Below are 25,817 nucleotides of genomic sequence, written 5' to 3'. Positions count from 1 at the left end.
GCTTCTTGAAGTACCATTTTGCAGACGTCGGCGCCGCCCCTCACCTGCCTGGCGGCATCCTCTCCCCGTATAGCGACGGGAGAGGCAGGCTGTCATCGGCGATTTCGCCAATCATCGGCGTTGCAAGAAGGTCGCCGGCATTGCGGCCAGCCCCTCTCGCCCCGTTTACGGGGAGAGATGTCCGGCAGGACAGTGAGGGGCGGCGCTGACTTTCGATAATTGGCGATCGAAGGCCAACGAACAGCATGATGCATGCACCAAGGGTGGCGCCACTGCGTACGCTCGATCGGAGCCAATTGTTCGTAAAAATCGATCATTCTGACCAAAACAATTCGTTGGAAAGATCGGTTCAGGAATGGCATTCTTCAGGGATACTCGCCTGGAGAATTGCATTGTCGTCCTTCACCCACATCACGAACGATATTCCGAAAACCCTGATACAGGCCGATCTGGCCGCGGGCCGCAAGCGGCTCGATTCGGTGTGGAGCGGCGTCATCCCCGGCATCGTGCTGGTGGCGATGATCACGGCCGTCGCCTTCTCGGCGCACAATGTCTCCGGCTTTGCCCTGTTCAGTCCGATGATTCTGGCCGTCGTCGCCGGCATGGTCTATTCCAACGTGCTCGGCACGCCCGCCCACGCCAAGGCCGGCATTGCCTTCTCGCAAAAGCGCCTGCTGCGCTTCGCCATCGTGCTGCTCGGCTTCCAGCTGACGCTCGGCCAGGTCGTCTCGATCGGCGCCGGCGGCGTCGGCATCGTGGCGGCGACGCTTGGCGCGACCTTCCTCTTCACCATCACGCTCGGCCGGCTGATCGGCGTCGACGCCAAGCTGGCGCGGCTGATCGCCGCCGGCACCTCGATCTGCGGTGCCTCGGCCATCGTCGCCACCAACATCGTCACCGATGCGCGCGACGAGGACGTCACCTATGCCGTCGCCTCGATCACGCTGTTCGGCACCGTAGCCATGCTCGGCTTCCCGCTGCTGGCGCCCGTGCTCGGCCTCGACCAGCATGCGTTCGGCCTGTGGGCCGGCGCCTCCATCCATGAGGTGGCCCAGGTCATCGGCGCCGGTTTCCAGAACGGCACCCAGTCCGGCGAGATCGCCACCGTGGCCAAGCTGACGCGCGTCGCCATGCTGGCGCCGATGGTCGTCGCGCTCGGCCTGATGGCGCGCCGCAAGTCGAGCGACGATCGCTCGGCAGCGCGTCCGCCCATGCCGTGGTTCGTTGCAGCCTTCGTCGCCGTCGTGGCGTTGAACAGCCTGGTCACCGTGCCGGCCGAAGTGAAGGCGGCAATCGTGCTCGCCACCACCATCATGCTGACCATGGGGCTGGCAGCCATGGGCCTTCAGGCCGACATTTCGCAACTGCGCTCGCGCGGCCTGCGCCCACTGGCGCTCGCCCTCTGCGCCTTCCTGTTCATCGGCGGATTCAGCCTGATGCTGGTGAAGCTGATCTAAGTACCAGCGTCGCTCATCAGCCCATTCGGGAATCAAAACCACATCGGCTAGAGCCGGATGATTTCAGGTCTGTTCGACCTGAAATCTGAATCCGCCTCTAAACCAAAGAGATAGAGCATGATGCCTGGGCAAACGGGCACCCGTTTGTCCGAGAAAAGTGCTTCATACTTTTCGGCATCATGCTCTAGGGTCCGCCGAACCATCACCGCTCAGCGAACCCATGCCGTTTGTTCCCCTGCCCTTCGTCGTCGCGCTGCTGCTGTTCATCCTGCTTTGGGTCGTCGCCAGGCGGCAGGATGGGGCAGCCCCCAACCTGCCGTTTCTGGGCCTGATCCTGCTCAGCGCGCTGCAGTCGGTGCTCACCGGCCTGCGCTGGGGCTATGGCATCCCGCAGGTCGGCTATATCGCTCCCGTATCGGCCGCCATCATGCCATCGCTGCTCTATGCCGGCGTCTCCAGGCTGGTGCGGACGCCCGACCGCCAATGGCCGGCGCTGCTCGGCATCCACGCGATTCCGGCCGTCGTCATCATCGCGCTGATGATTCTCTGGCGCGAATCAATCGACGTGGCGCTCATCGCGATCGACTTCATTTACGCCACCTCCACGCTCTGGTTGCTGCGGTCCGGCGCCGACGGCCTTCGCCTCGCGCCGTTCGATGGCGCGGTCCCTGCCTACCACGCCATTCTATTGGTGGCGGCGACGCTATGCCTGTCGGGACTGGTCGACATGCTGGTGTCCTTCGAACTGGCGTCCGGACAGGGGGCACGGGCCGCGATGGTGATCGGCATCGCCAATCTTTTCCTCCTCGTCCTTGTCGGCATGGCGGCGGCCGCCGCCAGCCGGAGCCACGTTCCGCCAAACGCGCCCGAACCCGCCGAGATCTCATCTCCAGCCGACGCCGGCGAGGACGCCGCCACGATCGCGGGGATCGCCGAGGTGTTGCGAGAGAAAAAACTCTACCGCGACCCCGATCTGAACCTCAACCGGCTTGCCCGCCGCGCCGGAATTCCGGCACGCCAGATATCGTCGGCCATCAATCGGACGACGGGCAAGAACGTGTCGCAATATGTCAACGAATACCGCATCGCCGAGGCCTGCCGGCTGTTGACGGAAACCGACCAGCCGGTGACCGAGATCATGCTGGCGGCCGGATTCCAGACCAAGTCGAACTTCAACCGCGAATTCCGCCGCGTCACCGACATGACCCCGCTTGCCTGGCGCGAGAAGAACGCGCCGTCGCTTGCGAACGCCATACCTGGCTGAAAAGCCGGCGGCGCCTTTCGGATCGGAGCGGTGCTCGATCGCGATAGTGAACGGCCTCGATCGCGATCGAGGTCTCAGGGCCCGTGCCACTCGGCTCATATCCCCAATCGACACAGCAACTGAGCCGCCAACCGGCCGAGGGACGAAAGCTTCGGCCCCAGCCATGGCGCGTTCACTAAACGGAGACCTCCATGAACTTCAAAACCATGCTTTGTGCCGTCATCGTTTCCACGATGGCGATGCTGGATCAGGCCAATGCCGGCGACGCCGTCGGCGTTCGCCACCTCTCCGCGCCATCGGCGGAGCGCGGCGGCGACCTCGACGTCACGGTCTGGTATCCGGCCCAGCCCGGCGGCGAGACCGTCACGCTTGGCGACAGCGCGCTTTTCAACGGAACAGCCGCGATGCGCGAAGCGCCGATCGCGGACGGAAAATTCCCGCTGATCCTGCTTTCCCACGGCGCCGGCCTCGCCGGAACGCCGGAAGCGCTGAGCTGGATCGCGGCGCCGCTGGCAAGCCGGGGTTTTGTCGTCGCCGCGCCGACGCATCCGGGCAATGGCGGCAAGAACAGGTCGGCGGCAGAGACCATGAAACTATGGCTTCGCCCCGCCGACCTCTCGGCGATGCTGGACGCGATGCCAGAGAACGCCTTCTTCGGCGGCCACCTCCAGCAAGACAGGACGGGCGTCCTTGGCCTGTCCATGGGCGGCAGCACGGCGCTCGCCATTGCCGGCGCGCGCGTCGATCCCAAACGGCTCGCCGCCTATTGCGACACGGACCTCTTCAACGCCTCGCTGTGCGGCTGGGTGCGACAGAGCGGCGTCGATCTCCACGCCATGGACATGCGTCTCGCCGGCCGCGACAACAGCGACAGCCGCATCCGCTTCGCCATGGCGATCGATCCCGCGCCGGTCGATGTCCTCGACAAGGCGAGCTTCGCCGGGATCGGCATTCCCGTCGACATCGTCAATCTTGGCCAGCCGGGTAAGATACCGGCGACCGCCGACGCTTCCGGGATTGCCAAGACAATCCCCAACGCCAGCTACACGGCGATCGCCGATGCCAGCCACTACAGCATGTTCGGCGAATGCAAGCCCGGAGCGCGCGCCCTCATCCTGTCCGAGGAGATCGGCGACCCCGTCTGCGACGACGGAGGTGGGCGGTCACGCGGGGAGATTCATGCGCAGTTGGTTGATATGGCGGCTGAGGCGTTCAGCCGGGCGTTGAAGGCGGGGCTGTAGGCTTGCAAGGGTGGTACTCTACGGCGCCCCCTCTGTCCTGCCGGACATCTCCCCCACTTGGGGGGAGATTGGATGTCGCCACGGCTTTCGCCAATCTCCAACGTTGCAGGACCGCACGGGGCGCCGAAACTGCCAATCTCCTCCCTCGTGGGGGAGATGTCCGGCAGGACAGAGGGGGGCGCCGTGGAACTCGGCCTATGCCACTCAATCCACGAACGAGCTCGACGCGGCATAGATCGCGGCGAGCCTTTCGATGCCGGCCTGGTCTGCCTTGTCGAAGCGGCCGGGCAGCGGGCTGTCGAGATCGAGCACGCCGAAGACGCCTTCATCGTCTTCGAGCAGCACGACCAGCTCCGAGCGCGAATCGGCATCGCAGGCGATGTGGCCGGGAAAATCGTGCACATCCTTGATCAGCATCGAGGTGCCGAGTTCGACCGCCGTTCCGCACACACCCTTGCCGACCGCGATGCGCACGCAGGCCGGCTTGCCCTGGAAGGGTCCCAGAACCAGTTCCTCGTCCGAAGCCAGGAAATAGAAGCCGGCCCAGTTGAGGTCGGGCACCATCTGGAAGATCAGCGCCGCGGTGTTGGCGGCATTGGCGATCGAGTCACTTTCGCCGTCCAGCAGCGCTTTCAGTTGAGCGGCAAGGTCGCTGTAGAACGCGGCCTTGTCCGTACTGTCGATGGCCTTGGCGGCGAACATGGCTTGTCTCCGAACGTAACAATCCCGACTGCTCCGAAACGGTGCCCGGGTGACATGTCGCGGAGCGGACCATATAGCGTGAATTCCATCCCTGACGATAGCCGCGGGATCCGGGCGGCCATCGTCGCCGACACCGGCGGCCAGCCTGCTCCTGGTTCGCAAGCGCGGCACCGGCGCTATTTCAGAGGCAGGAACAGTTCCGTGACCACCTCGTGTGCCGGCACCTCCGCGATGGGGGACAGCCGGCGCTGGCAATAGACCGGAAAGTCGCGCACTTCCTCGCCGCTGGCCGGAAGCCATTCGCGATAAAGGTAGAGTGCGGCGGGTTCGAGATTGTTGGTGTTGCCGGGGTAGCGCAGCACCGCGCAGCGGCCGCCGGGAATCACGCCAGCCTTCATCCGCCCGTCGCTCTCATCGATCGGCCGGTCGGTCCCGACACAGATATCCATGCTGTAATCGGCGGCGACCGCGGGCTCCCTTTCGGAACGGAAGATGTTGAAGGTCGGGCTGGTCGCGGGCGACAGGCCGGCCGCCTTGCGCCAGGCGATGAACCGCTGGATGGTGGCGCCGAGCGTTGCCCGGTCGCCCCGATGCTCCATGATCGCCACCGGTGTTGGTGGCACTTCGCGGATCGTCACGTCGTCGTGGTCGAAGATTATCTGCATGAGCGTGTTCCTTGCTTTGTCGAAAGGCCCGAAGGCCATGAGCCACGCCCCCCAGTCGGGAGATTTCCGGAACGACGAAGGCGATTGTCCGAACCGTTGCCGAAAGGCGCGGGCGAAGGCATCCGGTGCGTCGTAACCGGCATCCATCGCTATGTCGGTGACGCTTTCGGCGTCGCTTCCAGCGAGCCTGTACGAAGCGCGCTTCAAGCGGGCGAGTTGGACATAGCGATGCACGGACACCCCGAAGGTTGACGTGAACTGCCGGTGGAAATGGAATTTCGAGAACGCCGCGACGCCGCTCAATGCTTCCAGATCCAGATCGCCATCCAGATGCCGGTCTATATGGTCCAGCACCCGCTGCATCCTGGCATGGTAGTTTTCAAGCGCCGCCTTCAACGTCCAGTCCTCCGTGGCAGCACCAGTTAGGCGCTACCGGCCATGTCGCGCTCGACCGATCTTGCGGTTTGCCCGGTATGCCCTGATCGAGGTGGCATCGTTCGGCCGAACCGTTGCCGCAGGTGCATTGGCACTCGGCGGACAGGAGTGCTGAAATCTGTCCAGGGCTCGAATAAATATTCAAAAGTATTATTCCGCCGTCCGATTCCATGATGTCATCCGGGAGCCAAATAATTCAAAAATTTGAATTTTATCGGCTGAGCGCCTATCTATGCGACAAGTTCGTTTTCACGATTTGAGCATCAAGGAGAATTTTCGATGGCCGATGGCAATCAGACACTGATGGCGAAAGCCGAAGCCCGCTTCGTCGACAAGCAGAAGAAGACGGCGGAGCGCAACAGGGCGACCGCCGAATATGTGTCCGAGGCGCGGGCCCGGGAAATCAAGACGGCAAAGTTGAGGGAATTGCGGCTGGCCAAGGAAGAGGCGGACCGGATAGCGGCCGCCCAGAACCCGCCGCCGGCGAAGAAGCGGGCGGCGAAAAAGGCGTAGGCCAAACTCCTGCTCCGAGCAACGTTGAGCCGGCCAGGCCGGCTCAACGTCTGTTTGGGAATTTGTGGAGGCCTCGCCTCGGGATCGAACCGAGGCTTCAGAGATTTGCCGTCTCCAGCGTCGCCGCTCCGCCACGAGGCCATCGCTGTCGAATTAACGGGTAAATAATTGCTGAAAGGTTAAGCCCGCGAGTTTGTCCACAGGGGCATCGGCTTGCGCAGTGTTTTGTCGCCATGCGGCCGCTGGGGTGCGCCACCGTCGGCAAGTGAAAGCCGCCGGTCTTCCTGCAAACGGCCGTGAGCCCAGCCAAGGAGTTCCGCCAGGTCGAGTGGAGCCATTTTCAGCGGCCCAGCATTGTATCCAGTACCGGAAGGCTGACGATCGACGCCATGGCGATGAGGCCGTAGCAGGCCCAGCGATAGCCGCGCTCGCTGGTGCGTCCGAACAGGTGCGAGCCGAGATAGAGGCCAAGCCCGTAGAACGGTCCCGTGACTAGCGCCAGCGCAAGCACCGGCAGCGTGATCAGCCCGCCGGCGAGATAGCTGACCCCTGTCAGCGCGCTCGACAGGGCGAAGTACAGGACGATGTTGGCGCGCACGATCTCGCCATTGCCGCCCCCGCCTAGCCAATAGGCCACCACCGGTGGGCCGCCGACCTGGGCTGCGCCGGAGAAGAAGCCGGCAAGCCCGCCGACACCGACCGTCAACGGCGTCGCAGGGCGGCCATGATAGCGCCAGCCCGACATCAAAAGGCCAAGCAGCAGCACCACCAGCGCCACGATGCCCCAGCGCAGCGTGAGCGGGTCCATCCGTGTCAGCGCATAGGTGCCGAGCGGAACGCCGACCAGCGCGCCGAGCGTCATCGTGCCGACACTTCGACGGTCGGCCAGCAGCCAGCCACGCGGCAAAAGGCCAAGGGCCGCGAGCGCATCGATGATCAGCAGCAGCGGCGCCGTCGATTGCGGCCCGATGACCGAGCTTGCCAGCGGCATGAAGATCAAGGCCGCGCCGAAGCCGGAAAATCCGCGCGCCAGGCCGGCGATGAAAGCGACGGCCAGAAGGAACAGCACCGCGCCGTCGGCATGGCCTGACAACAAGGGATCGGCCATGCTCATATTCGAACGAAGCCACGACCGAGGCGACGCTGCGCGGGCCAGCGATGATATTGGCAAGCATGCTCTTCGCGGATCAAGGCGCTTCTCCGGTGATGGACACGGCGACCTTAACGCAGCATTCTCGCAGCTTCATGCTGAAAGATCGCCGCATAGGGCTGCAAGAATGCACGACCTCGACTGGAATGATTTGCGCCATGTGCTGGCGCTGGCCCGCGAAGGGTCCTTCGCCGCCGCCAGCCGCCGCCTTGGGCTGGATGCGACAACGGTGGCGCGGCGTTTGCGGGCGATCGAGCGTGCGCTCGGCGTCCGCCTGTTCGAGCGCGGCGCGGAAGGCGAGATGCGGCCGACGCAGGCCGGCGAGGTCGCCGCCAGCCGGGCGGAAACCGTGGAGGCCGAGATCGGCGGGCTAACGCTCGCGGTCAAGGGCGCCGACAGCGAGATCAGCGGCACGGTGCGGGTCACCGCCGTGCCGATCCTGGTCAACCGCGTGCTGATCCCCGCCACTGCGGACCTTGTCGCCCGCCACCCGGGATTGCGGCTGGAATTGGTCGCCGATCCGCGCGACGTCAGCCTGACCCGGCGCGAGGCGGACATCGCGCTGCGGCTCGCCCGACCCGGCCCGGAGACCGGCAGCCGGATCATCGCCAGGCGCATCGGCACGCTCGCCTATGCCGCTTATACCGCAAACCACCTGCCGGCGCCCGACTTGGTAGGAAACACTGCCGACCTGCCCTGGCTAACCTACGAGGACGGCATGACAGACCTGCCGCAGGCGCGCTGGATTGCCGGCGTCGCCCGCAAGGACGGTTATGCCCCACTCCTCGTCAACGATGCCGAACCGCTGCTGCAGGCAATCCTGGCCGGACTTGGCCGCTCGCTGCTGCCTTGCATTGTCGCCGATCGGCTTGCCGGGCTTGTGCGCATGCCGGAGGACGGCCATCCCTTGCCCACGCGCGAACTGTGGCTGCTCACCCACCCCGACCTTCGCCACCTCGCCCGCATCATGGCGGTCACCGCATGGATCGAAGCAACGATCCAGCGGCTCGAGGCCGGGAAGGTCTAGTCGTTACGCCGCGGCGCTGCGGCCTTTCGCACCGGCTTGCGCCTTGAAGATGCGGAACGTGTTGCGGCCCGCCGCCTTGGCGGCATAGAGCGCGGTGTCGGCTTGTGCGAACAGATCGCAGGGCGAGCCTGGCCCGGCAAACGCAATGCCGACCGAGGCGCCCAGCCTCAGCGACTGGCCGCGCACCGCGACCGGCTTGCCCATCCTCTCGATGATCTCGCGTGCCACGCCCGACACCGCACCCCGGTCGAGATGCGGCCCGAGCAGCACCGCGAACTCGTCGCCGCCGACGCGCGCCACCAGGTCCGCCTCGCCGCAGCCGTCGGCAAGGCGCTCGGCCGCCGCCTTCAGGCATTCGTCGCCGACGACATGGCCGAACGTGTCGTTGACCGCCTTGAAGCCGTCGAGGTCGATCAACAGCAGCGCGCCGAGCGGGCGGCTGGCATCCGCCTGCGCCAGCCGCGCCTGGAAGCGGGCGCGGTTGGCAAGCCCGGTCATGGCATCGAACTCGGCCATGTAGCGCATCCGGTCCGACAGGATCTTTTCCTCGGTGATGTCCTGCTTCATGCCGAAGATGCGCACCGGCACATCGGCCTCGCACTCGACGCTCGCGGTGATGCGGATCCAGCGGCTGTGTCCGGCGAAAGTGGTGATCTCGGCGTCGAGCGTGAAGCCGCTGCGCTCGGCGATCGCCCGGCCGCGCAAACTGTCCAGCGCCATGCGCGATTCCTGCGGGTAGCACTTGACGATCTCCGAGCGGTCGAGCGCAACGCCGCGCGGCAGGTCGAACAGATCATAGACCACATCGGTCCAGTGCAGCTCTTCGCCGGGCAGGCTGCATTCCCACACGCCGATCCGCGCGGCGGCCGAGGCGCGGTCGAAGATCTTGCGGCTGTGCGCCAGCGAAACCTCCTGCCTGGCGATGAGCGCTGCCTGCGCGGCAAGTTCGGCCTTGAGCTTGGAGATGGTGGCGGGATCGCGGCGCTGCTCACCGCCACTGTCCTGCCCGGCCCGCTTGCCGGGCTGCGAGGCCGGACCTTTCGGGGTGTATGAGGCATCGGGCATGGAGGAGCTCCTGGCGGGGGATCACCATGGCGCGAAAGCGATTAAAACTTCGCTGACGGCGAGCTCGGATTTGCTTGGACCAGGCTGGAAAATCGCCGTTGAGTTTTGGTTGAGACCACCAATCGTCCAAAGTCGGCGCTGCCCCTCATCCCCCTGCCAGGACCTTCTCCCCGTGAACGGGGAGAAGAGGGCTGGCGCAAGCTCGGCGCTTTTTTTGCAGCATCGGCGATTGGCGAAACCGTCGACGGCAGCGTCCCTTCGCCCCGTTTACGGGGAGAAGATGGCGGCAGCCAGATAAGGGGCGGCGCCAGCATCGAAAATAGGGTGAGGAAAGAACCCAAAGCGCTTGGCTTGATCCTCACCACTTTTCCCCTTGAACGCTCCCCAAATCTGGCCTAGCCTGAACTGAGAAAAGGTTTTTCCAAACATTTCCGATCGGGCTCGGCCATTGGCCGGGCCTTGTTCCGGCCTATTTGAGAAAACCTTTTCCCAGCTAAGGATTCCTCGGCGCGATGGCATCGGACGATCAGCCTGTCCCGGTCTTTCCCAAGCCCGTCACCTTGCGTGACGTGGCGGCGCGGGCCGGCGTCAGCGTCGCCACCGCCTCGAAGGCGCTGAACGATCAGGGGCGCATGACCGCCGAGACGCGCGAGCGCATCCGCGAGACGGCGCGCAGCCTCGGCTTCCGGCCGAACAGCCTAGCGCAGAGCTTGCTTCGGCGCCGCTCCTTCACCGTCGGCCTGCTCACCAACGATACATATGGCCGCTTCTCGCTGCCGCTGATGTCGGGCATTTCAGACGCGCTGGTCGACAATGGCGTCTCGGTCTTCCTGTGCAATGTCGAGGAGGATCCGCGGCTGGGCCAGTTGCATGTCGAGGCGATGCTCGACAAGCGCGTCGACGGCATTATCGCCACGGGAAAACGCATCGACCGCCATCTGCCCGTCGACCTCGCCGATCTGCGCGTGCCCGTGATCTATGCCTTCACCCAGCCCGATCCCGACGCCGTCGCCTTCGTCTCGGACGACGCCGGCGGCGCGCGGCTGGCGGTGGAACATTTCTGCCGGCTCGGCCGCCGGCGCATCGCCCATGTCAGCGGGCCGGCGAGCTTCGCCGTGGTGCACGCCCGCGCCCAGGCCTACCGCGACGTACTCGCCGAAAACGGCCTGCCGGTGACGGAACCGCTGCTCGGCTCCTGGTCGGAAGCCTGGGGTCACGAGGCGGTAGCACACCTCTTCGACGGCAAGCGCGACAGGCCGGACGCCGTCTTCTGCGGCAACGACCAGATCGCGCGCGGCGTCATCGATGCGTTGCGCGAGAGAGGGCTGGGCGTTCCTAGTGATGTCGGCGTCATCGGTTTCGACAATTGGGAGATTGTCGCCGAGGCGACGCGCCCGCCGCTGACCTCCGTCGACATGAACCTCGTCGCCCTCGGGCGCGAGGCCGGGTTGACCCTGCTGTCGCTTGTCGGCGGCCAGCCCGCCGCGCCGGGCATAAGAAAACTGCCGTGCCGGCTGGTGGTGCGTCAGTCCTGCGGCCGCCTGCCGGACGGCTGAAAAACCAAGAGCCGCGATCGGCGGCAAGCCGCGCAGTGCGGCCAAATGTGGAGGAGGAGAACATGAGGACTTTGATTGCCAGACTGGCCCTGACTGCTGCCGTGCTGGGCAGCGGTCTTGGCGCTGCCGCCGCCGACACCGCCAACATCTGGGTGCGCGCCGACGGCTCGAACTTCATGCCGCGCATCGTCGACGCCTACAACAAGGCGCACAAGGACCAGATCAAGCTCGACATCATCCCCAATGCCGAGATCATCCCGAAATACGGTGCGGCCGCCGCCGGCGGCACGGCGCCCGACGCGCTGTCGCTCGACCTGATCTATACGCCCTCCTTCGCCGCCGCCGGCCAGCTGGAGGACATCACCGACTGGGCCAAGTCCCTGCCCTATTTCGCCAGCCTGTCGCCGGCGCATGTCAAGACCGGCACCTACAAGGACCACATTTACGGCCTGCCCTTCTCGGCCGACGCCTCGGTGCTGATCTGGAACAAGAAGCTGTTCAAGCAGGCAGGCCTCGACCCTGAAAAAGGCCCCACCAACTGGGCCGAGATCGCCGCCGATGCAGAGAAGGTCAACGCGCTTGGCGGCAACATCAAGGGCTTTTATTTCTCGGGCAATTGCGGCGGCTGCAACATCTTCACCTTCACGCCGCTGATCTGGGCCTCGGGCGGCGATATCCTCAGTGAGGACGGCTCCAAGGCGACGCTGGACAGCCCGCAATTGCGCGGCGCCATCGACCTCTACCGCTCCATGGTCAAGAAGGACCTGGTGCCGGCCGGCGCCCAGACCGACACCGGTGCCAATTTCTTCGCCGCATTCGCCGCCGGCAATATCGGCATCTCGCCCTCCGGCGCCTTCGCCATCGGCGCGCTCAACACCCAGTATCCCAATGTCGACTACGGCGTCACCTTCCTGCCGGGCAAGGATGGCGGCTGGTCGTCCTTTGCCGGCGGTGACAATTTCGTCGTCACCAAGGGCACCAAGAAGCTCGCCGTAGTGAAGGAGTTCTTGGACTTCGCCTATTCGCTGGAAGGCCAGACCATCCTCGCTAAATACGGCAGCCTGCCGGTGCGCGGCGACATCGCCAAGGATGCGCTCAAGGATCTCGACCCGCGCTACCAGATCGCCGCCGAGGCCATGGCCAAGGGCAAGACGCCCTATTCGGTGGTGTTCAACGATCTGATCAACTCCGCCAACGGCCCGTGGACGCAGATGATCAACGAGGTGTTCTTCGGCGACGATGTCGACGGCGCGATCGCGAACGCGCAGGAGACCATGCAGTCGATCATCGACCAGGCGCCGCAGAAGTAAAGCGTAACGCCCACCTCCCCCTCGAGGGGAGGTCGGACCGCAGGTCCGGGTGGGGTCGTTGCGGCAGTGCTCGAGCTTTCCTTCTGCCAGCTATTATGTCGGCGCACTGCACGGAGGACCCCACCCCCGGCCCGCGGCCGGACCCTCCCCTCAAGGGGGAGGGGGACGCCCCAACTGGAACAGCCATGACATCAATCACAACCGCCGCCGTCCCGCCCCGCGCCCGCAAACTCGTCGGCGCCGGGCGTCGGCAATGGATCGGGCTGCTCTATGTCTTACCGGCCGTGGCGCTGGTCACCGTCTTCTTCGTCATCCCGCTCGGCATGACGGCGTGGATGTCGCTGCACAACTGGCCGCTGATGGGCGACCACAGCTATATTGGCCTCGACAATTACTGGGCGATCCTGCGCGACACCAGGTTCTGGAACGCGCTCAAGTTCACGGGCTACTACACCGTCGTCGTCACCATCGCGATCTTCGCCGTTGCCTTCCCGCTGGCGATATTCATCGAGCGGCCGCGTCCGTTCACCAACCTCTACCGCACCTTCTTCTTCATGCCGGCGGTGGTCGGCTTCGCCTCGGCGAGCCTTTTGTGGTCATGGCTCTTGAATGTCGATTCCGGCCTGTTCAGCCCCGCCGCCTACGACCTCGGCCTGATCGACAGGAAGTTCAACCTGCTCGCCACCTTCCAGCCGGCCTTCTGGTCGATCATCGCCATGGTGGTGTGGAAAGTCGCCGGCTTCACCATGATCATCCTGATGACCGGCCTGCAATCGATCCCGCAGGATTTGCAGGAGGCCGCCGTCATCGACGGCGCCGGGCCGTTCGCGCGGTTCCGGGCAATCACCCTGCCGCTGATGCGCCGCACGCTGGCACTGGCGCTGATCCTGTCGGTCGCCGGCTCGATCCTTGCCTTCGACCAGTTCTACATCATCCTGCGCGGCGGTCCGCGCAACCAGACGCTGACGGCGGTCTACTGGATCTTCAACCAGTCCTTCGTCTCGTTCAAGCTCGGCTATGGCGCCGCACTCTCGATGGTGCTGCTGGTCATCCTGGTGGCGCTCAGCCTCATCCAGTTGTGGTTGCTGCGCAAGCCGGAGGGGCTCGACTGATGGCGCAGGCGATATCAGCCAGGGGCAAGCTCGCCGCGCGCCTGGCCAGGCACTCCACCGGCATCATCGCCTCGGTGCTGTTCGTCGCGCCGATCGTGTGGACGGCACTGTCGGCCTTCAAGCCGGCGGCCGAAGCGCGCCTGCCGCCGCTGCCGCCCTGGCCGACCACCGGCTTCTCGCTGGAGAACTATGCCACGCTCAATTCCTTCGGCGACGGTCTGTGGGTCTCGGCGCAGAACAGCATCTACGTCTCGGTGATGACCGTCGTGCTGTCGGTGATCGTCAGCGTGCTGGCCGGCTACGGCTTTTCGCGCTTCCGCTTTCCGTTCAAGGACCTGTTCTTCGTCCTCATCTTGTCGACGATCATGATCCCGTTCCAGTCGATCCTGACGCCGATCTTCCTGGTCCTGACCAGGCTTGGCCTGCACAACACGCTGACCGGCCTGGTCGGCGTCTATGTGACGCTGCAATTGCCGTTCTCGATCTTCATGATGCGCAACGCTTTCGACGCGGTGCCGCGCGAGATCGAGGAGGCCGCGCGCATGGACGGCGCCGGCAACGCCACCATGCTGGTCAAGGTGATGCTGCCGCTGGTCTGGCCCGGTGTCGTCACCATCGCGCTGTTTGCCTTCCTCGGCGCCTGGAACGAATTCCTCGCCGCTTTGGTGCTGATGACCGACCAGTCCAAATTCACGCTGCCGGTGATGATGACGGCCCTGCAATCGGGCCGCTTCGGCGCCATCGACTGGGGCGCCGTGCAGGCCGGCGTCACCGTGATGATGGTGCCATGCCTGATCCTGTTCCTCGCTTTGCAGCGCTTCTACATCCGCGGCCTGATGGCCGGGGCCGTCAAATAATAGATCGAATGGAGTGAGTTCATGACCGCATCGCCATCCGCCAAGACCGGAAAGCCGAAGCTCGCCTTCCGCCCGTTGCCGGTGCCGCATGTCGACGTGCACGGCTTCTGGGGCGACCGCGCCGATGCGGTCGCGACGCGCACCGCCGACATCCTTTACGACCGCTGCGTCGAAGCCGGCATGCTGGAGCAGATCGACCCGGACCGCCCCTCGCCGGGCGTGGTTATTCCCTTCCATTCGCCCTCGCCCGATGAAGCCGACCGCCAGGGCGCCGAATTCACCGGCTCGACGGTGACCACGCAGATGTTCTGGGACTCCGATCTCGGCAAGACGATCGAGACCGCGGCCTATTCGCTCTACCGGCGCAAGAACCCCGAGCTGGAGGCCAAGATCGACGCCGTCATCGACATGTATGGCAAATTGCAGCAGGAGGACGGCTATCTCTCCAGCTGGTACCAGCGCATCCAGCCCGGCAAGCGCTGGACAAACCTGCGCGACTGCCATGAGCTCTATTGCGCCGGCCATCTGATCGAGGGCGCCGTCGCCTATTACCAGGCGACCGGCAAGCGCAAGCTTCTCGACATCATGTGCCGCTACGCCGACCACATCGCTTCGGTGCTGGGGCCGGAGCCTGGCAAGAAGAAGGGCTATTGCGGCCATGAGGAGATCGAACTGGCGCTGGTCAAGCTGGCGCGGGTGACCGGCGAGCAGAAATACATGGAGCTGGCGAAGTACTTCATCGACCAGCGCGGCCAGCAACCACATTATTTCGACGAGGAGGCGCGCGCCCGCGGCGCCGACCCGAAGGCCTATCATTTCAAGACCTACGAATACAGCCAGTCGCACATCCCGGTGCGCGACCAGGACAAGGTCGTCGGCCATGCGGTCAGGGCCATGTACCTCTATTCCGGCATGGCCGACATCGCCACCGAATATGGCGACGACTCATTGCGCGTCGCGCTCGACCGGCTGTGGGACGACCTCACCACCAAGAACCTCTACATCACCGGCGGGCTCGGTCCGTCGGCGCATAATGAGGGTTTCACCAGCGATTACGACCTGCCCAATGAGAGCGCCTATGCCGAGACCTGCGCCGCGGTCGGCCTGGTGTTCTGGGCAAGCCGCATGCTCGGCATGGGGCCGAACGCCCGCTACGCCGACATGATGGAGCGCGCGCTCTACAATGGCTCGATTTCCGGCCTGTCTCTCGACGGCTCGCTGTTCTTCTACGAGAACCCGCTGGAAAGCCGGGGCCGGCACGTCAGGTGGAAATGGCACCGCTGCCCCTGCTGCCCGCCCAATATCGGGCGCATGGTCGCCTCGATCGGCAGTTATTTCTACAGCCTGGCGGACGATGCGCTGGCCGTTCACCTCTACGGCGACTCCACCGCCCGCTTCGATATTGCGGGCACGGCGGTGAGCCTGACGCAGGCGAGCCGCTATCCCTGGGATGGCGCCGTCGAGATCACGCTCAAACCGCAAGCCCCTGTGGAATTCACGCTGCATCTGCGCATCCCGGCATGGAGCAGCAGCGCGGCGCTCCAGGTCAATGGCGAAGCGGTCGACCTCGGAGAGATGACCAGCGACGGCTATGCCGCGATCCGGCGGACGTGGAAAAAGGGCGACAGCGTCCGCCTCGACCTCGAAATGCCGATCGAGCGGCTCTACGCCAATCCCGAAGTCCGGCAGGATGCCGGCCGTGTCGCGCTATCGCGCGGGCCGCTCATCTACTGCGTCGAGGCCTCGGACAATGACAGCCGGCTGCATCGGCTGACGCTGCCGCGCACGGCTGAGATAGAGGCGCATGAGGCGCCCGGGCTGCTGGGCGGCGTGGTGACGCTTTCAGCCACGGCGCGGGCCGATGCCGGCGACGGCTGGCAGGACGGGCTCTACCGCTCCGAACCGCCGGCCAGCGTCGAGACACGCATGACCGCCATCCCCTATTTCGCCTGGGACAACCGCGAGCCCGGCGAGATGCTGGTATGGCTGCGCGACGGCTGAGGCCGCAGCCTGATTATGTCCGGCTTGATTGGACGGCGGTGGCAGGCATCGCCGTCTTCGCCGCCGCCTGCGGCGCGCTGGTGTCGACATGCGCCCAGGCCGGCCGTTCGAACAGGAACATTCCGAAGCCGACGCGCTGGATGATGAGGTAGAGCACCACCGGGCTGATGATCGAAACCAGCAGCACCGCCAGGCTGAGCATGCCGGTGTCGGTCAAAAGGCCGCTTGCCAGTGCCGCGCCGCGGAAGAGCGACATCGGGATGGTGAAGGCGACATAGACGACCAGCGAATGTTCGCCGAGCCAGCGCAGCCATTCCATGGCGGCGAATTGCGACAGGAAACCGCCAAGCACGCACAGTACAACCGCACCGGCGACGGCCAAAGTGAGATGCAGCGGCGGCCATGCGGCCAGCCCCATCTGCATGCCGACCGGATGCATTGCATAACCCGGCGAATAGACGAGCAGGCCATTGATGACAGCCCACAAAGCCAGGCCGGCGACGGCCAGCATCGGGCGGGGCTGCGTCCATTCGACGAGCCTGAACACCAGCGGCGCCAGCACGAAGCCAAGGTAGAAGAACACGAAATAGGCCGCGAATTGTTCGAGCGCGTAGCTGTCGGGATGCGGCGCCCACATCTGCAGGGCGGCGGCGATCGGGATGACGATCCAGGCCGGCACGCGGAACTGCCGCAAAAGCTTGGCGACAAGGCCGAACACCGCCAGCATGTAGATGAACCACAGCACGCCGTAAGGCTGGACGACGGCCGTTGCGAGGTCGTGCAGCATGCCGGCGGGATCCCGGCTGAAAATGCCGATCTTCAGCCCGATCGAGATGATCGCCCACAGCACGTAGAAATAGAGATAGTGGACGACGCGCCGGTCGACATAACGCCGCCACGGCCGGTCGATCACCTGCGACAGGAACAGTCCGGAGATCAGGAAGAATTCCGGCATGCGGAACGGTGTCGCGAAGCCGATGACATAGTGCAGGAAGCCGACGCCGCCCGTGTACTCGCCGGTGTTGTAGGCCGAGTACATCATGACCACGAGGATGATCGAGAGACCTTTGGCCGTGTCCACCCACGGCATGCGCATCGGGCTGTTCATGGCGAATCCATCCGGAGCCAGCCAATCCGGCCAGCTATCATTGCGAGATGTCTAGCACCATCAAGCTTCCCAGATCGTAAACGCGGCTGTGCTGGGTCCATCGCTGCGGCGTCGAAGTCGCCGGCAATCTCCACCGCCAGCGCTGCCCCTCACCTGCCTGCCGGCATCCTCTCCCCGTAAACGGGGCGAGGGACGCCCCCATCGCCGATTTCGCCAATCGCCAAAGTCGCAAACAATGCGCCGACGGCGCCGCCAGCCCCTCTCGCCCCGTTTACGGGGAGAGATGTCCGGCAGGACAGTGAGGGGCGGCGCCGACGTTGACATTTATGCGTAGTGGAAATGACGCACGAGAATTACTTCCGGCCCTTCGACGTGTTCAAAGCGATGGCGGCAAGCACCAGCGCCTTGAAAGCCTCTTCGTTGACCTCTTCACCCTGTTGGAAATCGATGGCGCGCCGCGTATTGCCCTCGAGGCTGGAGTTGAACAGCTTCGATGGATCGGGCAGCGCTGCCCCCTTGGCGAAGGTCAGCTTGACGACGCTCTTGTAGGTCTCGCCGGTGCAGATCATGCCGTCATGCTCCCACACCGGCACGCCGCGCCACTTCCATGTCTCGACCACAGCGGGATCGGCCTTATGGATGAGCGCGCGCAGCCGGGCCAGCATGTCGCCGCGCCAGTCGCCGAGTTCTCTGATCCTGCCGTCGATCAGTTCGGAGGGAGATTTGCTCTCCTGCGATCCGGTGGTCGTCATGTGGTTTCTCCTTTCCGACATAGGGCAGCACGAACATATAGAGGCCGCTGAACAGCATAAGGAAGAGCGGCGGCAGTGGCGAATAGACCACCCAGGCGGGCGGCTGTCCAAACGCCATGGTGACGAAATTGGCGACGACGGTCGCCGTGAAGATGATCGACAGCCAGCGATGCGCCTGCCTGATCCATTTGCTCCAGTCCAAAATGACCTCCCTTTGAAATTCGCGTGAAGCCGGGCGCGCTACCAGCGCGCCAACTCCGTGATCTGGATGAGATTGCCGCAGCCATCGTCGAGCTTGGCGATGGTCGATCCGGTCACTTCGGTCGGCGTCATTGCGAACGTGCCGCCATTGGCCGCGATGCGCTGGTGATCGCCCTTGATGTCGTCGGTGAAGAACATCACCGCCGGCTGGCTCTGCGCGAACATCGCCAGCTGGTAGGCCTTGGCCGCCGGATTGTCGTTGAGCGCCAGTTGCAGCTCGGTGCCCTCGGGCTCGTCAGGCGAAGCGACCGTCAGCCAGCGGAACGGCCCGTTGCTGAAATCGGCCTTCTTGGTCAGGCCGAGCACACCGGTGTAGAAGGCAAGCGCTCTCTCCTGGTCGTCGACATAGATGCTGGTCAGTTTGATCTTCATCGTCTTCCTCCATAGGTTTTGCTGGCGGCCAAGCCGCCCGGTGAAATCAGCTGTGGTTTTTATCGACGGATCTCAGTCCGTCCGGTCGAGAAGCTGTACCAGCTTCTCGAGGAATTGCGGCCAGCCGGTTCTGGCGCCGCCATAGGCGCGCCGCTGGTCGGGCCGGAAGCCGGATTGCTCCATGCGCAGATGCGTTCCGGTTGGCGTCGGGGTGAGCGTGAAGGTCACCACGCTCCTGAGATCGAAAGCCGGATCCGGGTGCGCGAGGTTCCAGGTGTAGGACAGCGTCTTGTTCGGCTCCACGGCCAGCACCTCGCAGTCGAGCACGCCACCCCAATCGGCGCTGATGTTGAAGCGGTGGCCGACATCAGGCTTGAAATCGTTCTTCATCAGCCACTCCTCGATCAGGTGCGGTTGCGTCAGCGCGCGCCAGAGCTTTTCCGGCGGATGGGAAATCTGCCGCTCGACGACGACAGTGCGGCTCTGGCTGGCACTATCGTTCACTGGTCCATCCTTTTGAGCAAATCCTCGAGATCGTCGAACCGGCTTTCCCAAAACCCTGCCATCTCGCGTGTCCAGTCCATCAGCGGCGCCAGCGCGCCGAGCTGCGCGCTGTAGTGCGTCTGCCGCCCTTCATGGCGGTCGCGCACCAGCCCGGCCTGCTTGAGCAGGCCGAGATGCTTCGACACCGCCGGTTGCGAGACGCCGGACTGGCTGGTAAGCGCCCCCACCGTCTGCTCGCCCTGGCGGCACAGCCGTTCGAAGATCGCCCGTCTGGTCGGGTCGGCGAGCGTCCTGAAGAGCAGATCATGGGTCTCAGGCATGGCAGATCGATAACTCTCTGGCTATTGGTTGACGTATAACCACACAGATATATGTTCGTCAAGCGCAAGATTGGAATGGGCGAAGCACGAGTGAAGGCCGCGGAGACCCTGGGATCCTGTGTGTTTGTTCAGTGTTATGGTCGAAGTGGGAAGGAAACCGAAGGGATCCTGGTCGCCCATTTCTGGACAGGCCGTGGCATGGCTCGGTTCCTTCCCACCGGTGAACCATCAACCTGAACAGTTGCACGGGGCTGTTAGCTGCAGACCCCGCACCACAGGAAGAGGCGTGGACATGATAATGCAGAACTATGTCGGCTGCGACATCTCCAAGCAGTGGCTCGATTTTTTTGATGAGGCAAGCGGTCGTTGTCAGCGCATAGACAACCATGCCGATGCGATAGCTGCTCATGTGGCAGGCCTTCACCCCGGCCAGGATTTTGTGGTCATGGAAGCGACAGGCGTCCATGACCGGCTGCTGCGCCATGCCCTGGCCAAGGCAGGTGTGGCGTTCTCGCGGCACAACCCGACACACACCCACAATTATGCGAAGTCGACGGCGCGACGCGCCAAGACCGATCCTCTCGACGCCAGGATGCTGAGCGGCTATGGCCGCCGCTATCACCCTGAAGCCGAGCCGGCGCCGCGTGAGGAAGACGAACATCTTCAATCGCTTGCCCGCTACCGCGATCAGCTGGTCGATACCAGGGCAAACTTGAAGAAGCAGCTCAGTGAGGCTTTTGATGAGATCGTCATCGCCGGGTTCGAAGAGATGATCACTGACTTCAACACACGCATCAAGGCGCTCGAGGCCCGGATCGCACAAGTCATTCGTCAGAACGAGGGCACTGCCCGCGACAACGCTCTGATGGTCTCCGTGCCCGGGGTCTCCAAGGTCACCGCGCTCTCGCTCCTGGCGCTCCTGCCCGAGCTCGGCCAGCGCTCACCCAAGTCGATCGCCGCACTCGTCGGCCTTGCCCCGTTCGACAACAAGAGCGGCAAGCTCAGGCGCAGGAGCCAAATCCAGGGTGGCCGAGCACGCGTGCGCCGCGCCCTCTACATGGCAGCTCTCGGCGCCATTCGAGCCTGTGACCGGTTCAAAGCGTTCTACAGCACCATCGCTGCACGATCCGGCTCCAAGAAACTCGCCATCATCGCCGTCGCAAGGAAGCTTCTCGTCGTCCTCAACGCTATCATCCGAGATCAAAAAGCTTTCGCTTGAACACAGTTGCCATGCCGCGACTCCGAAGCGCCGCTACGGTGCAGAATTCTGCCCTGTTACATTCTTCGTCTGACATCACGGAATGGATCCTCGGGTCTGCGCGGTCGCTTCGCGTCCGCTCCGCCCGTGGATGACGAAGTCATGGGTAACGCCACCCATCACCAACGCAGGCGATCCGTCAAAGCGGGCAACCGGTGCCACGCAAACCCACTAGGTTGCAGCGTGGGCGCGGCCGATCTCCCGCGCCACCAGGTCCTGCAGCTGCCACAGATTGCGGTCGCGTATGCCGCAGGCGTCGAGGTGCCGGATCGTTTCGAACAGATATTGCGCGCCGGAGCCCCAATGGCCGACGGCCCTCGCCAGTGTCGCGGCGACCACCTGCTTGTCGAGCTTGCCGGCATAGCGCGGGCTCGCGGGATTGACGACGAAACCGAGCGCCTGACTTGCGCCGCTGTCGGTGCTGACCTGCAGCCAGCGCGGCACGTTGACGGCGGGTAGGATGGTCATCTCGCGGCGCAGCAGCGCTTCTAGATGTTCCGCGACCGGCTCGGCTATCTCGAACATCATGCCCTGGCACTGGCCGCCACGATCGAGTGCCATCATCAGGCCGGGCTGTTCGAGCGTGCCGCGAAAGCGCTGCACCGTGAAGCAGAAAGAACGATGCCAGCCCCGCGCCACGGCCCGCTCACCGCCCCTCACCTCGCCGGCCGGCTTCCACAGCAGCGAGCCATAGGCGAACAGTTTCAGCGGCCCCGCCGACGCCGAGGCTAGGATCTCGTCGCGGAACCGTGCGTAGTCGCCGTCGGTCATATGCACCATGCCCGGCGTCGGCCCGGCATCCTCGACCGCGCGCAGGGTGCGCGCGACCAGTTCCTCGGTCAGCGCCATCGCTGGTTTGCGTGGTGCGGTGGAGATCGGCTTCTTCATGTTAGTCATGTTGCCGAGGGCTCGAAGATTCTCAAGGGGCGCTGGACGCCAGGGCAATCACTTCAGGTGCCGAGTGCTTTCCCGCAAGCGTTTGCGCCGCCCCTCACGTGCCTGCCGGCATCCTCTCCCCGTATAGTGACGGGCCGAGGAACGATGTCATCGGCGCGCCAATATCCAGTGCCGATAGAAAGGCGCCGGCGTTGCAGCCAGCCCCTCTCGCCCCGTTCTACGGCGAGAGATGTCCGGTAGCACAGAGAGGGGCAGCGCTGACGCTGGCAATCGGCGAGTTACAACAGCGAAACCGCCAATTTAGCCGACTCAGACTCTGAGGTATCTAGCCCAAGCCCTTGAAAAGACTCTCCCTGCCCCGCCGTCCCGGCGCCGCACTCGCTTCGCTGCGCCGCCACGAATCGAATGCGGCTTCTGACCTCCTAGCGCGGCGGACGCCAGACCGTGTCATCGCAGCCGTCGATATAAGGGTGGACCGACCAGCGCGAGCCGGGCTTGGCCTGCTGCTCCTTGGTGAGCGGATCTTGGGATTGCGCGTAGCCGTCCTGGTAGCCGCGAATGATCCCGTCGATATCGGGAGGCCAGTCGCCGTCCCACGGCCCTCCCAGAATCTGCGCCTGTTGGACAGGATGCAGTTCGTTGTGGGCTTCATTGAAGCTGTCGTGGATATGGCCGGCATCATAGACCCAGCGGCCGGTCACGCCCAGGATCGTCGCTCCGGTTCCATCGCCCTTGTTGGTTTCGATGCTGGGCAGGCCGGCGTCGCTAGGGCTGGCCGTGTCCGAACTGCTGAAAGCCGCGCCGAACAGCGCCGCGAGCAAGGCCAGGAATGCCAGGATATAGGCAACGACCACGCCGACGCCCGACATGCATATCGCCAGCGCCGCCAACGCCGCGATCAGGGCGAGGATGTTGACGGTCTGGAGGTCGTGGATCGACGCCCCCTCGAACTCCACATGCAGTGCCTCGGACTTTAGCCCGGTCGCCTTGTCCTCTGCCTGGTTGCCAGTGAACATCAACCCTTTCGAGGAGGTGGTGGTGGTTTCCGCCATGAGGTAGCCGAACGGAACGCTGGCGTCGGCATCCGCCTGGCTCACGCCCACCGGGTTGTTCGGCAGCAAGAGATTGAGGCTGTAGTCGGAGTCCAGGCTTCCAGGCCATGTCTTCTCCGACGGCGGCTCGATGCTGATGACCATGCCGACGATGCTTACCGGCTCCTGGTTGCCGAGACAGACCAGCCGATTGTTGAGCCACCAGTCGCAATAGGCGAGAATCCACACGATCCCGGTAACCACCAGCGCGATCGGCAGGCACCATGGCTCGCCCATGGCCACGATAACCACGGCCATCACCGCCGCGAATATACCGCTGGTGATCGCTGCGCTGATATACTGGTTGACCGAGATGACTTTGTCCGCGGTCGTACATTTGGTCCAGGATTTGTCGTCGGTGGCCATCACGCCTCCAAGCTGCTGAGGACGATCAGGGTGACGCCGCCGCTGGCGTGGCCACCTTCGTCGAACGCATTCAGGTTGAGAGCTTGGCGGCCGGTCCAGCCGGCCGGCGGCGTGGCGATCGCCGTGATCGTCACCTGTTCGCCCGGTGTCAGCGACGGCTGGTCGGGCGAGATCTCGACCGTCCAGCCGGGCGGCAGCGGATGCGCGGCCGCCAAATGCGCGGCCAGCCGCCGCTTCTGCTCGGCCTTGGCGGCCTCCTCGGTCGGTCGCCGCTCGTCACGGCAAGGGTTGAGCGGCGGAATGGTGTAGGCGTCGACGCTGAACCGATACCGATGCGGCCGGCGGGTCGCGTTGCGCAGTTCGAACTGGAATGTCGCCGGCGACTGCGCCAGCCCGACATCGGTGTTCTTCTGTCCCAGATTGTTGGCGAAGTTGGCGTCGTCGGCCGGCTCGAGCAAAGCCTGCAGGCAATAGTGGCCCGCTTCCTGAGGCGTACGCCAGTCGAAGGAGACGAACCCAGGCTGGCTGGCGGATCCGATCACCCCGACCGAGACCGGCCTGGTGTCGATCGGATGCGATACGGTTCCCATGCCGAACTACATATAGGACAGGTGAACCGGCATCTTGACGACGACGGCATCCATCGAGGCGTTCCAGACGCGCACGCGCACCTCGTAGTCGGTATCCGCCTGCAACTTGCCGGCGGGCACCGGCACGCCACCCCTGAGCACTTCGATGTCGGGATTGTCCCAGGTGACCGCGAGACCAAGGCCGATCAGATAGTACTGGTCGTAGATCAGCGGGTCGGGCCGGCAGAATGCCGGGTGGTCGATCGGCACGCAATGCGCCCTGGACCCCTTCTGGTCGACGCGGCGATCGCCGTGCAACCGCCAGCGGCGGCAGAAACGCCGAGCCATCTCGACCAGCGCCGGGATCCAGGCGGAGAACAGTGCTCGCAGGACTGCCACTAATCCACGCATCGACTCCCTCTCTGAAGTTAACGCAGGCAAGGGTCTGATTAACAACGGGATTCGCGCGGCAACAGCGCCTGGGCTGATCGACAACCGGTGCCGCCTGGAACTCTGTCTGGCTACTTCCGCGCGAAAAAGCCGCGCGCGAACTGCATGATGCGCTTGTGGAAAACGAGCGCCAATATTGCAACAACGGCAAGCAGATAGAGAGCCTCGGTCGATCCGTCGCCGCTGTCAGGTGAGATACCTAACCACCTTTCGATGAAATCCATGTACAGATTCCCTCCGCGCAAAGAATTGCGATCGAAAATCATCTAGCTCTTTCGCATAGCCAAGTGTCAAGAAGCGATTATGCGTTACATTGGATAAATCGGACAGTGATCCGTTTGAGGCTACGCGCTCCGATTTTATGTATAAGCTGATATTTTTCCTAATGTTTATCTAAAAATTATACTTTCATGACGCGAATGTCAGCTGCCAAACACCTGATTGAATTGAGAAAAGCTGCGGCGCCCGCTTACGGCTGAAGGACTTGGCCTGACCTGTATTGTTGTGCCGGCTCGGCCATCCGTCCGAGTCGCCAATCAAGACACCAGCGGCATCGGCACCTTCAGCCCGTCGATCAGCGTGTCGCGGAAAAGCGCGATCGGCCGGCTGAGCCGTCCTGCCGGCGGGCGGTGCAGCAGCCAGGCGCGCACTTGCGGCTTGAAGTCGGGGCAGTCGATGACCTCCACTTTGTCGCGCCAGCGGCTGTCGGCGAAGGCGCCCGGCGTGACGATGCCGATGCCGTGGCCGCGCGCCACCAGCGACATTCTGAGATCGACGCTGAGCGCCTCCACCCCAACCTGGAACGGCAGCCGCGCCGCCTCGAAACTCTGGCGGATGAAGGCGCGAAAGCCGCAGCCATTTTCGTTCATCACCCAGGAAAAGCGCGACAGGTCGGCAAGGTCCGCCGCCTTCGGCACACCAAGGCTGGGGGACGCGACGAGCAGCACCGACTGCGCGCCGAGATCGTCGCGGACCAGTTCGTCCGGTGGCGCCAGGCCTTCGGCAAGGCACACCGCCACCGCGTCGAGCTCGCTGCGCGCCACCTGCTCCACCAGTCTCGGCGACCAGCCCGAACTGATGCGTAGCGTCAGCCGCGGAAAGGCGGCGCGCAGGCTGTCGAGCGGCAGCGCCAGTGCCGCGTCGGAAAGATAGGGCATGATGCCGAGGCGGAACTCGCCCTTGACCTCGCCTTGCGGCGACACGCCCGCCTTGAGATCCTCCAGCGCGCGCAGCACGCGCCTGCCATGCTCATAGGCCTCGCGCCCGCTGGCCGTTGGCTTCAGCGGCTTTGACTGGCGGTCGAGCAAAGCTGTCGCCAGCCCATCCTCAAGGTTCTGGATGCGGCGGGTGACGCCCGGCTGGGTCAGGTTGAGCCTGGCCGAGGCGCCGACGATCGAGCCGGTTTCCACCACGGCGATGAAGGCTTCGAGGTCATGGATATTCATGCGCATCTCGCATAATCATTATCGAATTGATTGAATTGTAGCATGATAATGCTTCGGCATAAAGTCCCC

General features: G+C 64.2%; 26 protein-coding genes and 1 pseudogene. 11 read left to right on the top strand and 16 right to left on the bottom strand.

All coding sequences use genetic code 11. From position 1 onward, the window contains the following. Nucleotides 1-392 precede the first annotated feature (392 nt). From EB233_RS13165 to EB233_RS13155, 3 genes are all read left to right on the top strand, one after another. Nucleotides 393-1,457: a YeiH family protein gene (locus EB233_RS13165; RefSeq protein WP_081294021.1), complete on the top strand. Its 1,065-nt coding sequence runs from the start codon at nucleotides 393-395 to the stop codon at nucleotides 1,455-1,457. Nucleotides 1,458-1,677: 220 nt separating this feature from the next. Beyond that, the gene (locus tag EB233_RS13160; RefSeq protein ID WP_064989124.1) at nucleotides 1,678-2,721 is read left to right on the top strand and encodes a helix-turn-helix domain-containing protein; all 1,044 of its coding nucleotides are present in this window, start codon (nucleotides 1,678-1,680) and stop codon (nucleotides 2,719-2,721) included. 191 nt (nucleotides 2,722-2,912) lie between these two features. Beyond that, nucleotides 2,913-3,962 (top strand): alpha/beta hydrolase family protein, encoded by a 1,050-nt coding sequence (locus EB233_RS13155; protein WP_064989125.1) that lies wholly within the window; start codon nucleotides 2,913-2,915, stop codon nucleotides 3,960-3,962. Between the two features lie 204 nt (nucleotides 3,963-4,166). Here the strand turns inward: EB233_RS13155 and EB233_RS13150 are convergent, their stop codons facing one another. Together EB233_RS13150 and EB233_RS13145 are read right to left on the bottom strand one after the other, a co-directional pair. Then, the gene (locus EB233_RS13150; RefSeq protein ID WP_064989126.1) at nucleotides 4,167-4,664 is read right to left on the bottom strand and encodes a GAF domain-containing protein; all 498 of its coding nucleotides are present in this window, start codon (nucleotides 4,662-4,664) and stop codon (nucleotides 4,167-4,169) included. Between the two features lie 176 nt (nucleotides 4,665-4,840). Next, nucleotides 4,841-5,725 carry an AraC family transcriptional regulator gene (locus EB233_RS13145; RefSeq protein ID WP_064989127.1) on the bottom strand — a complete coding sequence of 295 codons (885 nt, stop codon included), beginning with the start codon at nucleotides 5,723-5,725 and terminating at the stop codon, nucleotides 4,841-4,843. Between the two features lie 318 nt (nucleotides 5,726-6,043). Between EB233_RS13145 and EB233_RS13140 the strand changes: the two genes are divergently transcribed. Beyond that, entirely contained in the window at nucleotides 6,044-6,277 is a 234-nt protein-coding gene (locus EB233_RS13140; protein ID WP_027054740.1) for a hypothetical protein, read from the top strand. A 340-nt stretch (nucleotides 6,278-6,617) separates the two neighbouring features. Here the strand turns inward: EB233_RS13140 and EB233_RS13135 are convergent, their stop codons facing one another. Next, nucleotides 6,618-7,385 carry a sulfite exporter TauE/SafE family protein gene (locus EB233_RS13135; RefSeq protein WP_155765330.1) on the bottom strand — a complete coding sequence of 256 codons (768 nt, stop codon included), beginning with the start codon at nucleotides 7,383-7,385 and terminating at the stop codon, nucleotides 6,618-6,620. 169 nt (nucleotides 7,386-7,554) lie between these two features. Here EB233_RS13135 and EB233_RS13130 point away from each other — a divergent pair, with 169 nt between their 5' ends. Then, complete coding sequence (locus tag EB233_RS13130; RefSeq protein ID WP_064989129.1) at nucleotides 7,555-8,454, top strand: LysR family transcriptional regulator; 900 nt, start codon at nucleotides 7,555-7,557, stop codon at nucleotides 8,452-8,454. 3 nt (nucleotides 8,455-8,457) lie between these two features. Here the strand turns inward: EB233_RS13130 and EB233_RS13125 are convergent, their stop codons facing one another. Continuing rightward, nucleotides 8,458-9,519: a diguanylate cyclase domain-containing protein gene (locus EB233_RS13125; protein ID WP_064989130.1), complete on the bottom strand. Its 1,062-nt coding sequence runs from the start codon at nucleotides 9,517-9,519 to the stop codon at nucleotides 8,458-8,460. A gap of 512 nt (nucleotides 9,520-10,031) precedes the next feature. Between EB233_RS13125 and EB233_RS13120 the strand changes: the two genes are divergently transcribed. The 5 genes from EB233_RS13120 to EB233_RS13100 all read left to right on the top strand — a co-directional run bounded on the left by EB233_RS13120 (nucleotide 10,032) and on the right by EB233_RS13100 (nucleotide 16,355). Then, the gene (locus EB233_RS13120; RefSeq protein WP_064989131.1) at nucleotides 10,032-11,075 is read left to right on the top strand and encodes a LacI family DNA-binding transcriptional regulator; all 1,044 of its coding nucleotides are present in this window, start codon (nucleotides 10,032-10,034) and stop codon (nucleotides 11,073-11,075) included. 62 nt (nucleotides 11,076-11,137) lie between these two features. After that, entirely contained in the window at nucleotides 11,138-12,385 is a 1,248-nt protein-coding gene (locus tag EB233_RS13115) for an ABC transporter substrate-binding protein (protein WP_027054733.1), read from the top strand. A 185-nt stretch (nucleotides 12,386-12,570) separates the two neighbouring features. After that, a complete protein-coding gene (locus tag EB233_RS13110; RefSeq protein WP_064989132.1) occupies nucleotides 12,571-13,497 on the top strand; it encodes a carbohydrate ABC transporter permease in 927 nt (308 codons plus the stop codon). Continuing rightward, complete coding sequence (locus tag EB233_RS13105; RefSeq protein WP_064989133.1) at nucleotides 13,497-14,354, top strand: carbohydrate ABC transporter permease; 858 nt, start codon at nucleotides 13,497-13,499, stop codon at nucleotides 14,352-14,354. The genes EB233_RS13110 and EB233_RS13105 overlap by 1 nt, the downstream gene beginning before the upstream one ends. 21 nt (nucleotides 14,355-14,375) lie before the next feature. After that, the gene (locus EB233_RS13100; protein WP_064989134.1) at nucleotides 14,376-16,355 is read left to right on the top strand and encodes a glycoside hydrolase family 127 protein; all 1,980 of its coding nucleotides are present in this window, start codon (nucleotides 14,376-14,378) and stop codon (nucleotides 16,353-16,355) included. Nucleotides 16,356-16,368: 13 nt separating this feature from the next. On the opposite strand, the gene EB233_RS13095 is transcribed toward EB233_RS13100, so the two are convergent. The 6 genes and pseudogenes from EB233_RS13095 to EB233_RS13075 all read right to left on the bottom strand — a co-directional run bounded on the left by EB233_RS13095 (nucleotide 16,369) and on the right by EB233_RS13075 (nucleotide 19,672). After that, on the bottom strand, nucleotides 16,369-17,463 hold the full coding sequence (locus tag EB233_RS13095; RefSeq protein WP_064989135.1) for an acyltransferase family protein: 1,095 nt from the start codon (nucleotides 17,461-17,463) through the stop codon (nucleotides 16,369-16,371). A 353-nt stretch (nucleotides 17,464-17,816) separates the two neighbouring features. Beyond that, complete coding sequence (locus tag EB233_RS13090; RefSeq protein ID WP_064989136.1) at nucleotides 17,817-18,215, bottom strand: DUF1801 domain-containing protein; 399 nt, start codon at nucleotides 18,213-18,215, stop codon at nucleotides 17,817-17,819. Between the two features lie 10 nt (nucleotides 18,216-18,225). After that, nucleotides 18,226-18,417 (bottom strand): annotated as a pseudogene (locus EB233_RS31795) (hypothetical protein); the annotation flags it as partial. 38 nt (nucleotides 18,418-18,455) lie between these two features. Further along, entirely contained in the window at nucleotides 18,456-18,848 is a 393-nt protein-coding gene (locus tag EB233_RS13085; protein WP_064989137.1) for a VOC family protein, read from the bottom strand. Between the two features lie 72 nt (nucleotides 18,849-18,920). Beyond that, nucleotides 18,921-19,352, bottom strand: a complete 432-nt coding sequence (locus EB233_RS13080) for an SRPBCC family protein (protein WP_064989138.1) — start codon at nucleotides 19,350-19,352, stop codon at nucleotides 18,921-18,923. Then, entirely contained in the window at nucleotides 19,349-19,672 is a 324-nt protein-coding gene (locus EB233_RS13075; RefSeq protein ID WP_064989139.1) for an ArsR/SmtB family transcription factor, read from the bottom strand. The genes EB233_RS13080 and EB233_RS13075 overlap by 4 nt, the downstream gene beginning before the upstream one ends. Nucleotides 19,673-19,964: 292 nt before the next feature. On the opposite strand from EB233_RS13075, the gene EB233_RS13070 reads away from it, so the two are divergent. Beyond that, nucleotides 19,965-20,891, top strand: a complete 927-nt coding sequence (locus EB233_RS13070) for an IS110 family RNA-guided transposase (RefSeq protein ID WP_064988762.1) — start codon at nucleotides 19,965-19,967, stop codon at nucleotides 20,889-20,891. A gap of 210 nt (nucleotides 20,892-21,101) precedes the next feature. Here EB233_RS13070 and EB233_RS13065 read toward each other — a convergent pair whose 3' ends face one another. The 6 genes from EB233_RS13065 to EB233_RS13040 form a co-directional block, all read right to left on the bottom strand. Continuing rightward, nucleotides 21,102-21,818, bottom strand: a complete 717-nt coding sequence (locus EB233_RS13065; protein WP_064989518.1) for a gamma-glutamylcyclotransferase — start codon at nucleotides 21,816-21,818, stop codon at nucleotides 21,102-21,104. A gap of 431 nt (nucleotides 21,819-22,249) precedes the next feature. Continuing rightward, nucleotides 22,250-23,284, bottom strand: coding sequence for a hypothetical protein (locus EB233_RS13060; protein WP_064989519.1), 1,035 nt, complete (start codon nucleotides 23,282-23,284; stop codon nucleotides 22,250-22,252). Then, nucleotides 23,284-23,874: a hypothetical protein gene (locus EB233_RS13055; protein WP_064989520.1), complete on the bottom strand. Its 591-nt coding sequence runs from the start codon at nucleotides 23,872-23,874 to the stop codon at nucleotides 23,284-23,286. Before EB233_RS13055 ends, EB233_RS13060 begins: the two co-directional genes overlap by 1 nt. A 6-nt stretch (nucleotides 23,875-23,880) precedes the next feature. Then, nucleotides 23,881-24,252, bottom strand: coding sequence for a hypothetical protein (locus EB233_RS13050; protein WP_064989521.1), 372 nt, complete (start codon nucleotides 24,250-24,252; stop codon nucleotides 23,881-23,883). A gap of 122 nt (nucleotides 24,253-24,374) precedes the next feature. Beyond that, complete coding sequence (locus EB233_RS13045) at nucleotides 24,375-24,527, bottom strand: hypothetical protein (protein WP_154674632.1); 153 nt, start codon at nucleotides 24,525-24,527, stop codon at nucleotides 24,375-24,377. 312 nt (nucleotides 24,528-24,839) lie between these two features. Continuing rightward, complete coding sequence (locus EB233_RS13040) at nucleotides 24,840-25,748, bottom strand: LysR family transcriptional regulator (RefSeq protein ID WP_064989624.1); 909 nt, start codon at nucleotides 25,746-25,748, stop codon at nucleotides 24,840-24,842. Between the last annotated feature and the right edge of the window lie 69 nt (nucleotides 25,749-25,817).

The sequence above is a fragment of the Mesorhizobium erdmanii genome, assembly GCF_013170725.1.
GTDB lineage: Bacteria > Pseudomonadota > Alphaproteobacteria > Rhizobiales > Rhizobiaceae > Mesorhizobium > Mesorhizobium erdmanii.
Note: the sequence above shows the minus strand (reverse complement) of the source record. Positions and strands in the feature narration are given on the sequence as shown.

Excerpts from the sequence above, each read along its gene's own strand:
- EB233_RS13060 (WP_064989519.1), bottom strand. The coding sequence starts at position 23,284 with ATGGCCACCGACGACAAATCCTGGACCAAATGTACGACCGCGGACAAA.
- EB233_RS13135 (WP_155765330.1), bottom strand. The coding sequence starts at position 7,385 with ATGGCCGATCCCTTGTTGTCAGGCCATGCCGACGGCGCGGTGCTGTTC.
- EB233_RS13105 (WP_064989133.1), top strand. The coding sequence starts at position 13,497 with ATGGCGCAGGCGATATCAGCCAGGGGCAAGCTCGCCGCGCGCCTGGCC.
- EB233_RS13110 (WP_064989132.1), top strand. The coding sequence starts at position 12,571 with ATGACATCAATCACAACCGCCGCCGTCCCGCCCCGCGCCCGCAAACTC.
- EB233_RS13115 (WP_027054733.1), top strand. The coding sequence starts at position 11,138 with ATGAGGACTTTGATTGCCAGACTGGCCCTGACTGCTGCCGTGCTGGGC.
- EB233_RS13140 (WP_027054740.1), top strand. The coding sequence starts at position 6,044 with ATGGCCGATGGCAATCAGACACTGATGGCGAAAGCCGAAGCCCGCTTC.
- EB233_RS13070 (WP_064988762.1), top strand. The coding sequence starts at position 19,965 with ATGATAATGCAGAACTATGTCGGCTGCGACATCTCCAAGCAGTGGCTC.
- EB233_RS13085 (WP_064989137.1), bottom strand. The coding sequence starts at position 18,848 with ATGAAGATCAAACTGACCAGCATCTATGTCGACGACCAGGAGAGAGCG.
- EB233_RS13120 (WP_064989131.1), top strand. The coding sequence starts at position 10,032 with ATGGCATCGGACGATCAGCCTGTCCCGGTCTTTCCCAAGCCCGTCACC.
- EB233_RS13160 (WP_064989124.1), top strand. The coding sequence starts at position 1,678 with ATGCCGTTTGTTCCCCTGCCCTTCGTCGTCGCGCTGCTGCTGTTCATC.
- EB233_RS13100 (WP_064989134.1), top strand. The coding sequence starts at position 14,376 with ATGACCGCATCGCCATCCGCCAAGACCGGAAAGCCGAAGCTCGCCTTC.
- EB233_RS13155 (WP_064989125.1), top strand. The coding sequence starts at position 2,913 with ATGAACTTCAAAACCATGCTTTGTGCCGTCATCGTTTCCACGATGGCG.
- EB233_RS13090 (WP_064989136.1), bottom strand. The coding sequence starts at position 18,215 with ATGACGACCACCGGATCGCAGGAGAGCAAATCTCCCTCCGAACTGATC.
- EB233_RS13150 (WP_064989126.1), bottom strand. The coding sequence starts at position 4,664 with ATGTTCGCCGCCAAGGCCATCGACAGTACGGACAAGGCCGCGTTCTAC.
- EB233_RS13075 (WP_064989139.1), bottom strand. The coding sequence starts at position 19,672 with ATGCCTGAGACCCATGATCTGCTCTTCAGGACGCTCGCCGACCCGACC.
- EB233_RS13065 (WP_064989518.1), bottom strand. The coding sequence starts at position 21,818 with ATGAAGAAGCCGATCTCCACCGCACCACGCAAACCAGCGATGGCGCTG.
- EB233_RS13040 (WP_064989624.1), bottom strand. The coding sequence starts at position 25,748 with ATGAATATCCATGACCTCGAAGCCTTCATCGCCGTGGTGGAAACCGGC.
- EB233_RS13095 (WP_064989135.1), bottom strand. The coding sequence starts at position 17,463 with ATGAACAGCCCGATGCGCATGCCGTGGGTGGACACGGCCAAAGGTCTC.
- EB233_RS13055 (WP_064989520.1), bottom strand. The coding sequence starts at position 23,874 with ATGGGAACCGTATCGCATCCGATCGACACCAGGCCGGTCTCGGTCGGG.
- EB233_RS13045 (WP_154674632.1), bottom strand. The coding sequence starts at position 24,527 with ATGGATTTCATCGAAAGGTGGTTAGGTATCTCACCTGACAGCGGCGAC.
- EB233_RS13125 (WP_064989130.1), bottom strand. The coding sequence starts at position 9,519 with ATGCCCGATGCCTCATACACCCCGAAAGGTCCGGCCTCGCAGCCCGGC.
- EB233_RS13130 (WP_064989129.1), top strand. The coding sequence starts at position 7,555 with ATGCACGACCTCGACTGGAATGATTTGCGCCATGTGCTGGCGCTGGCC.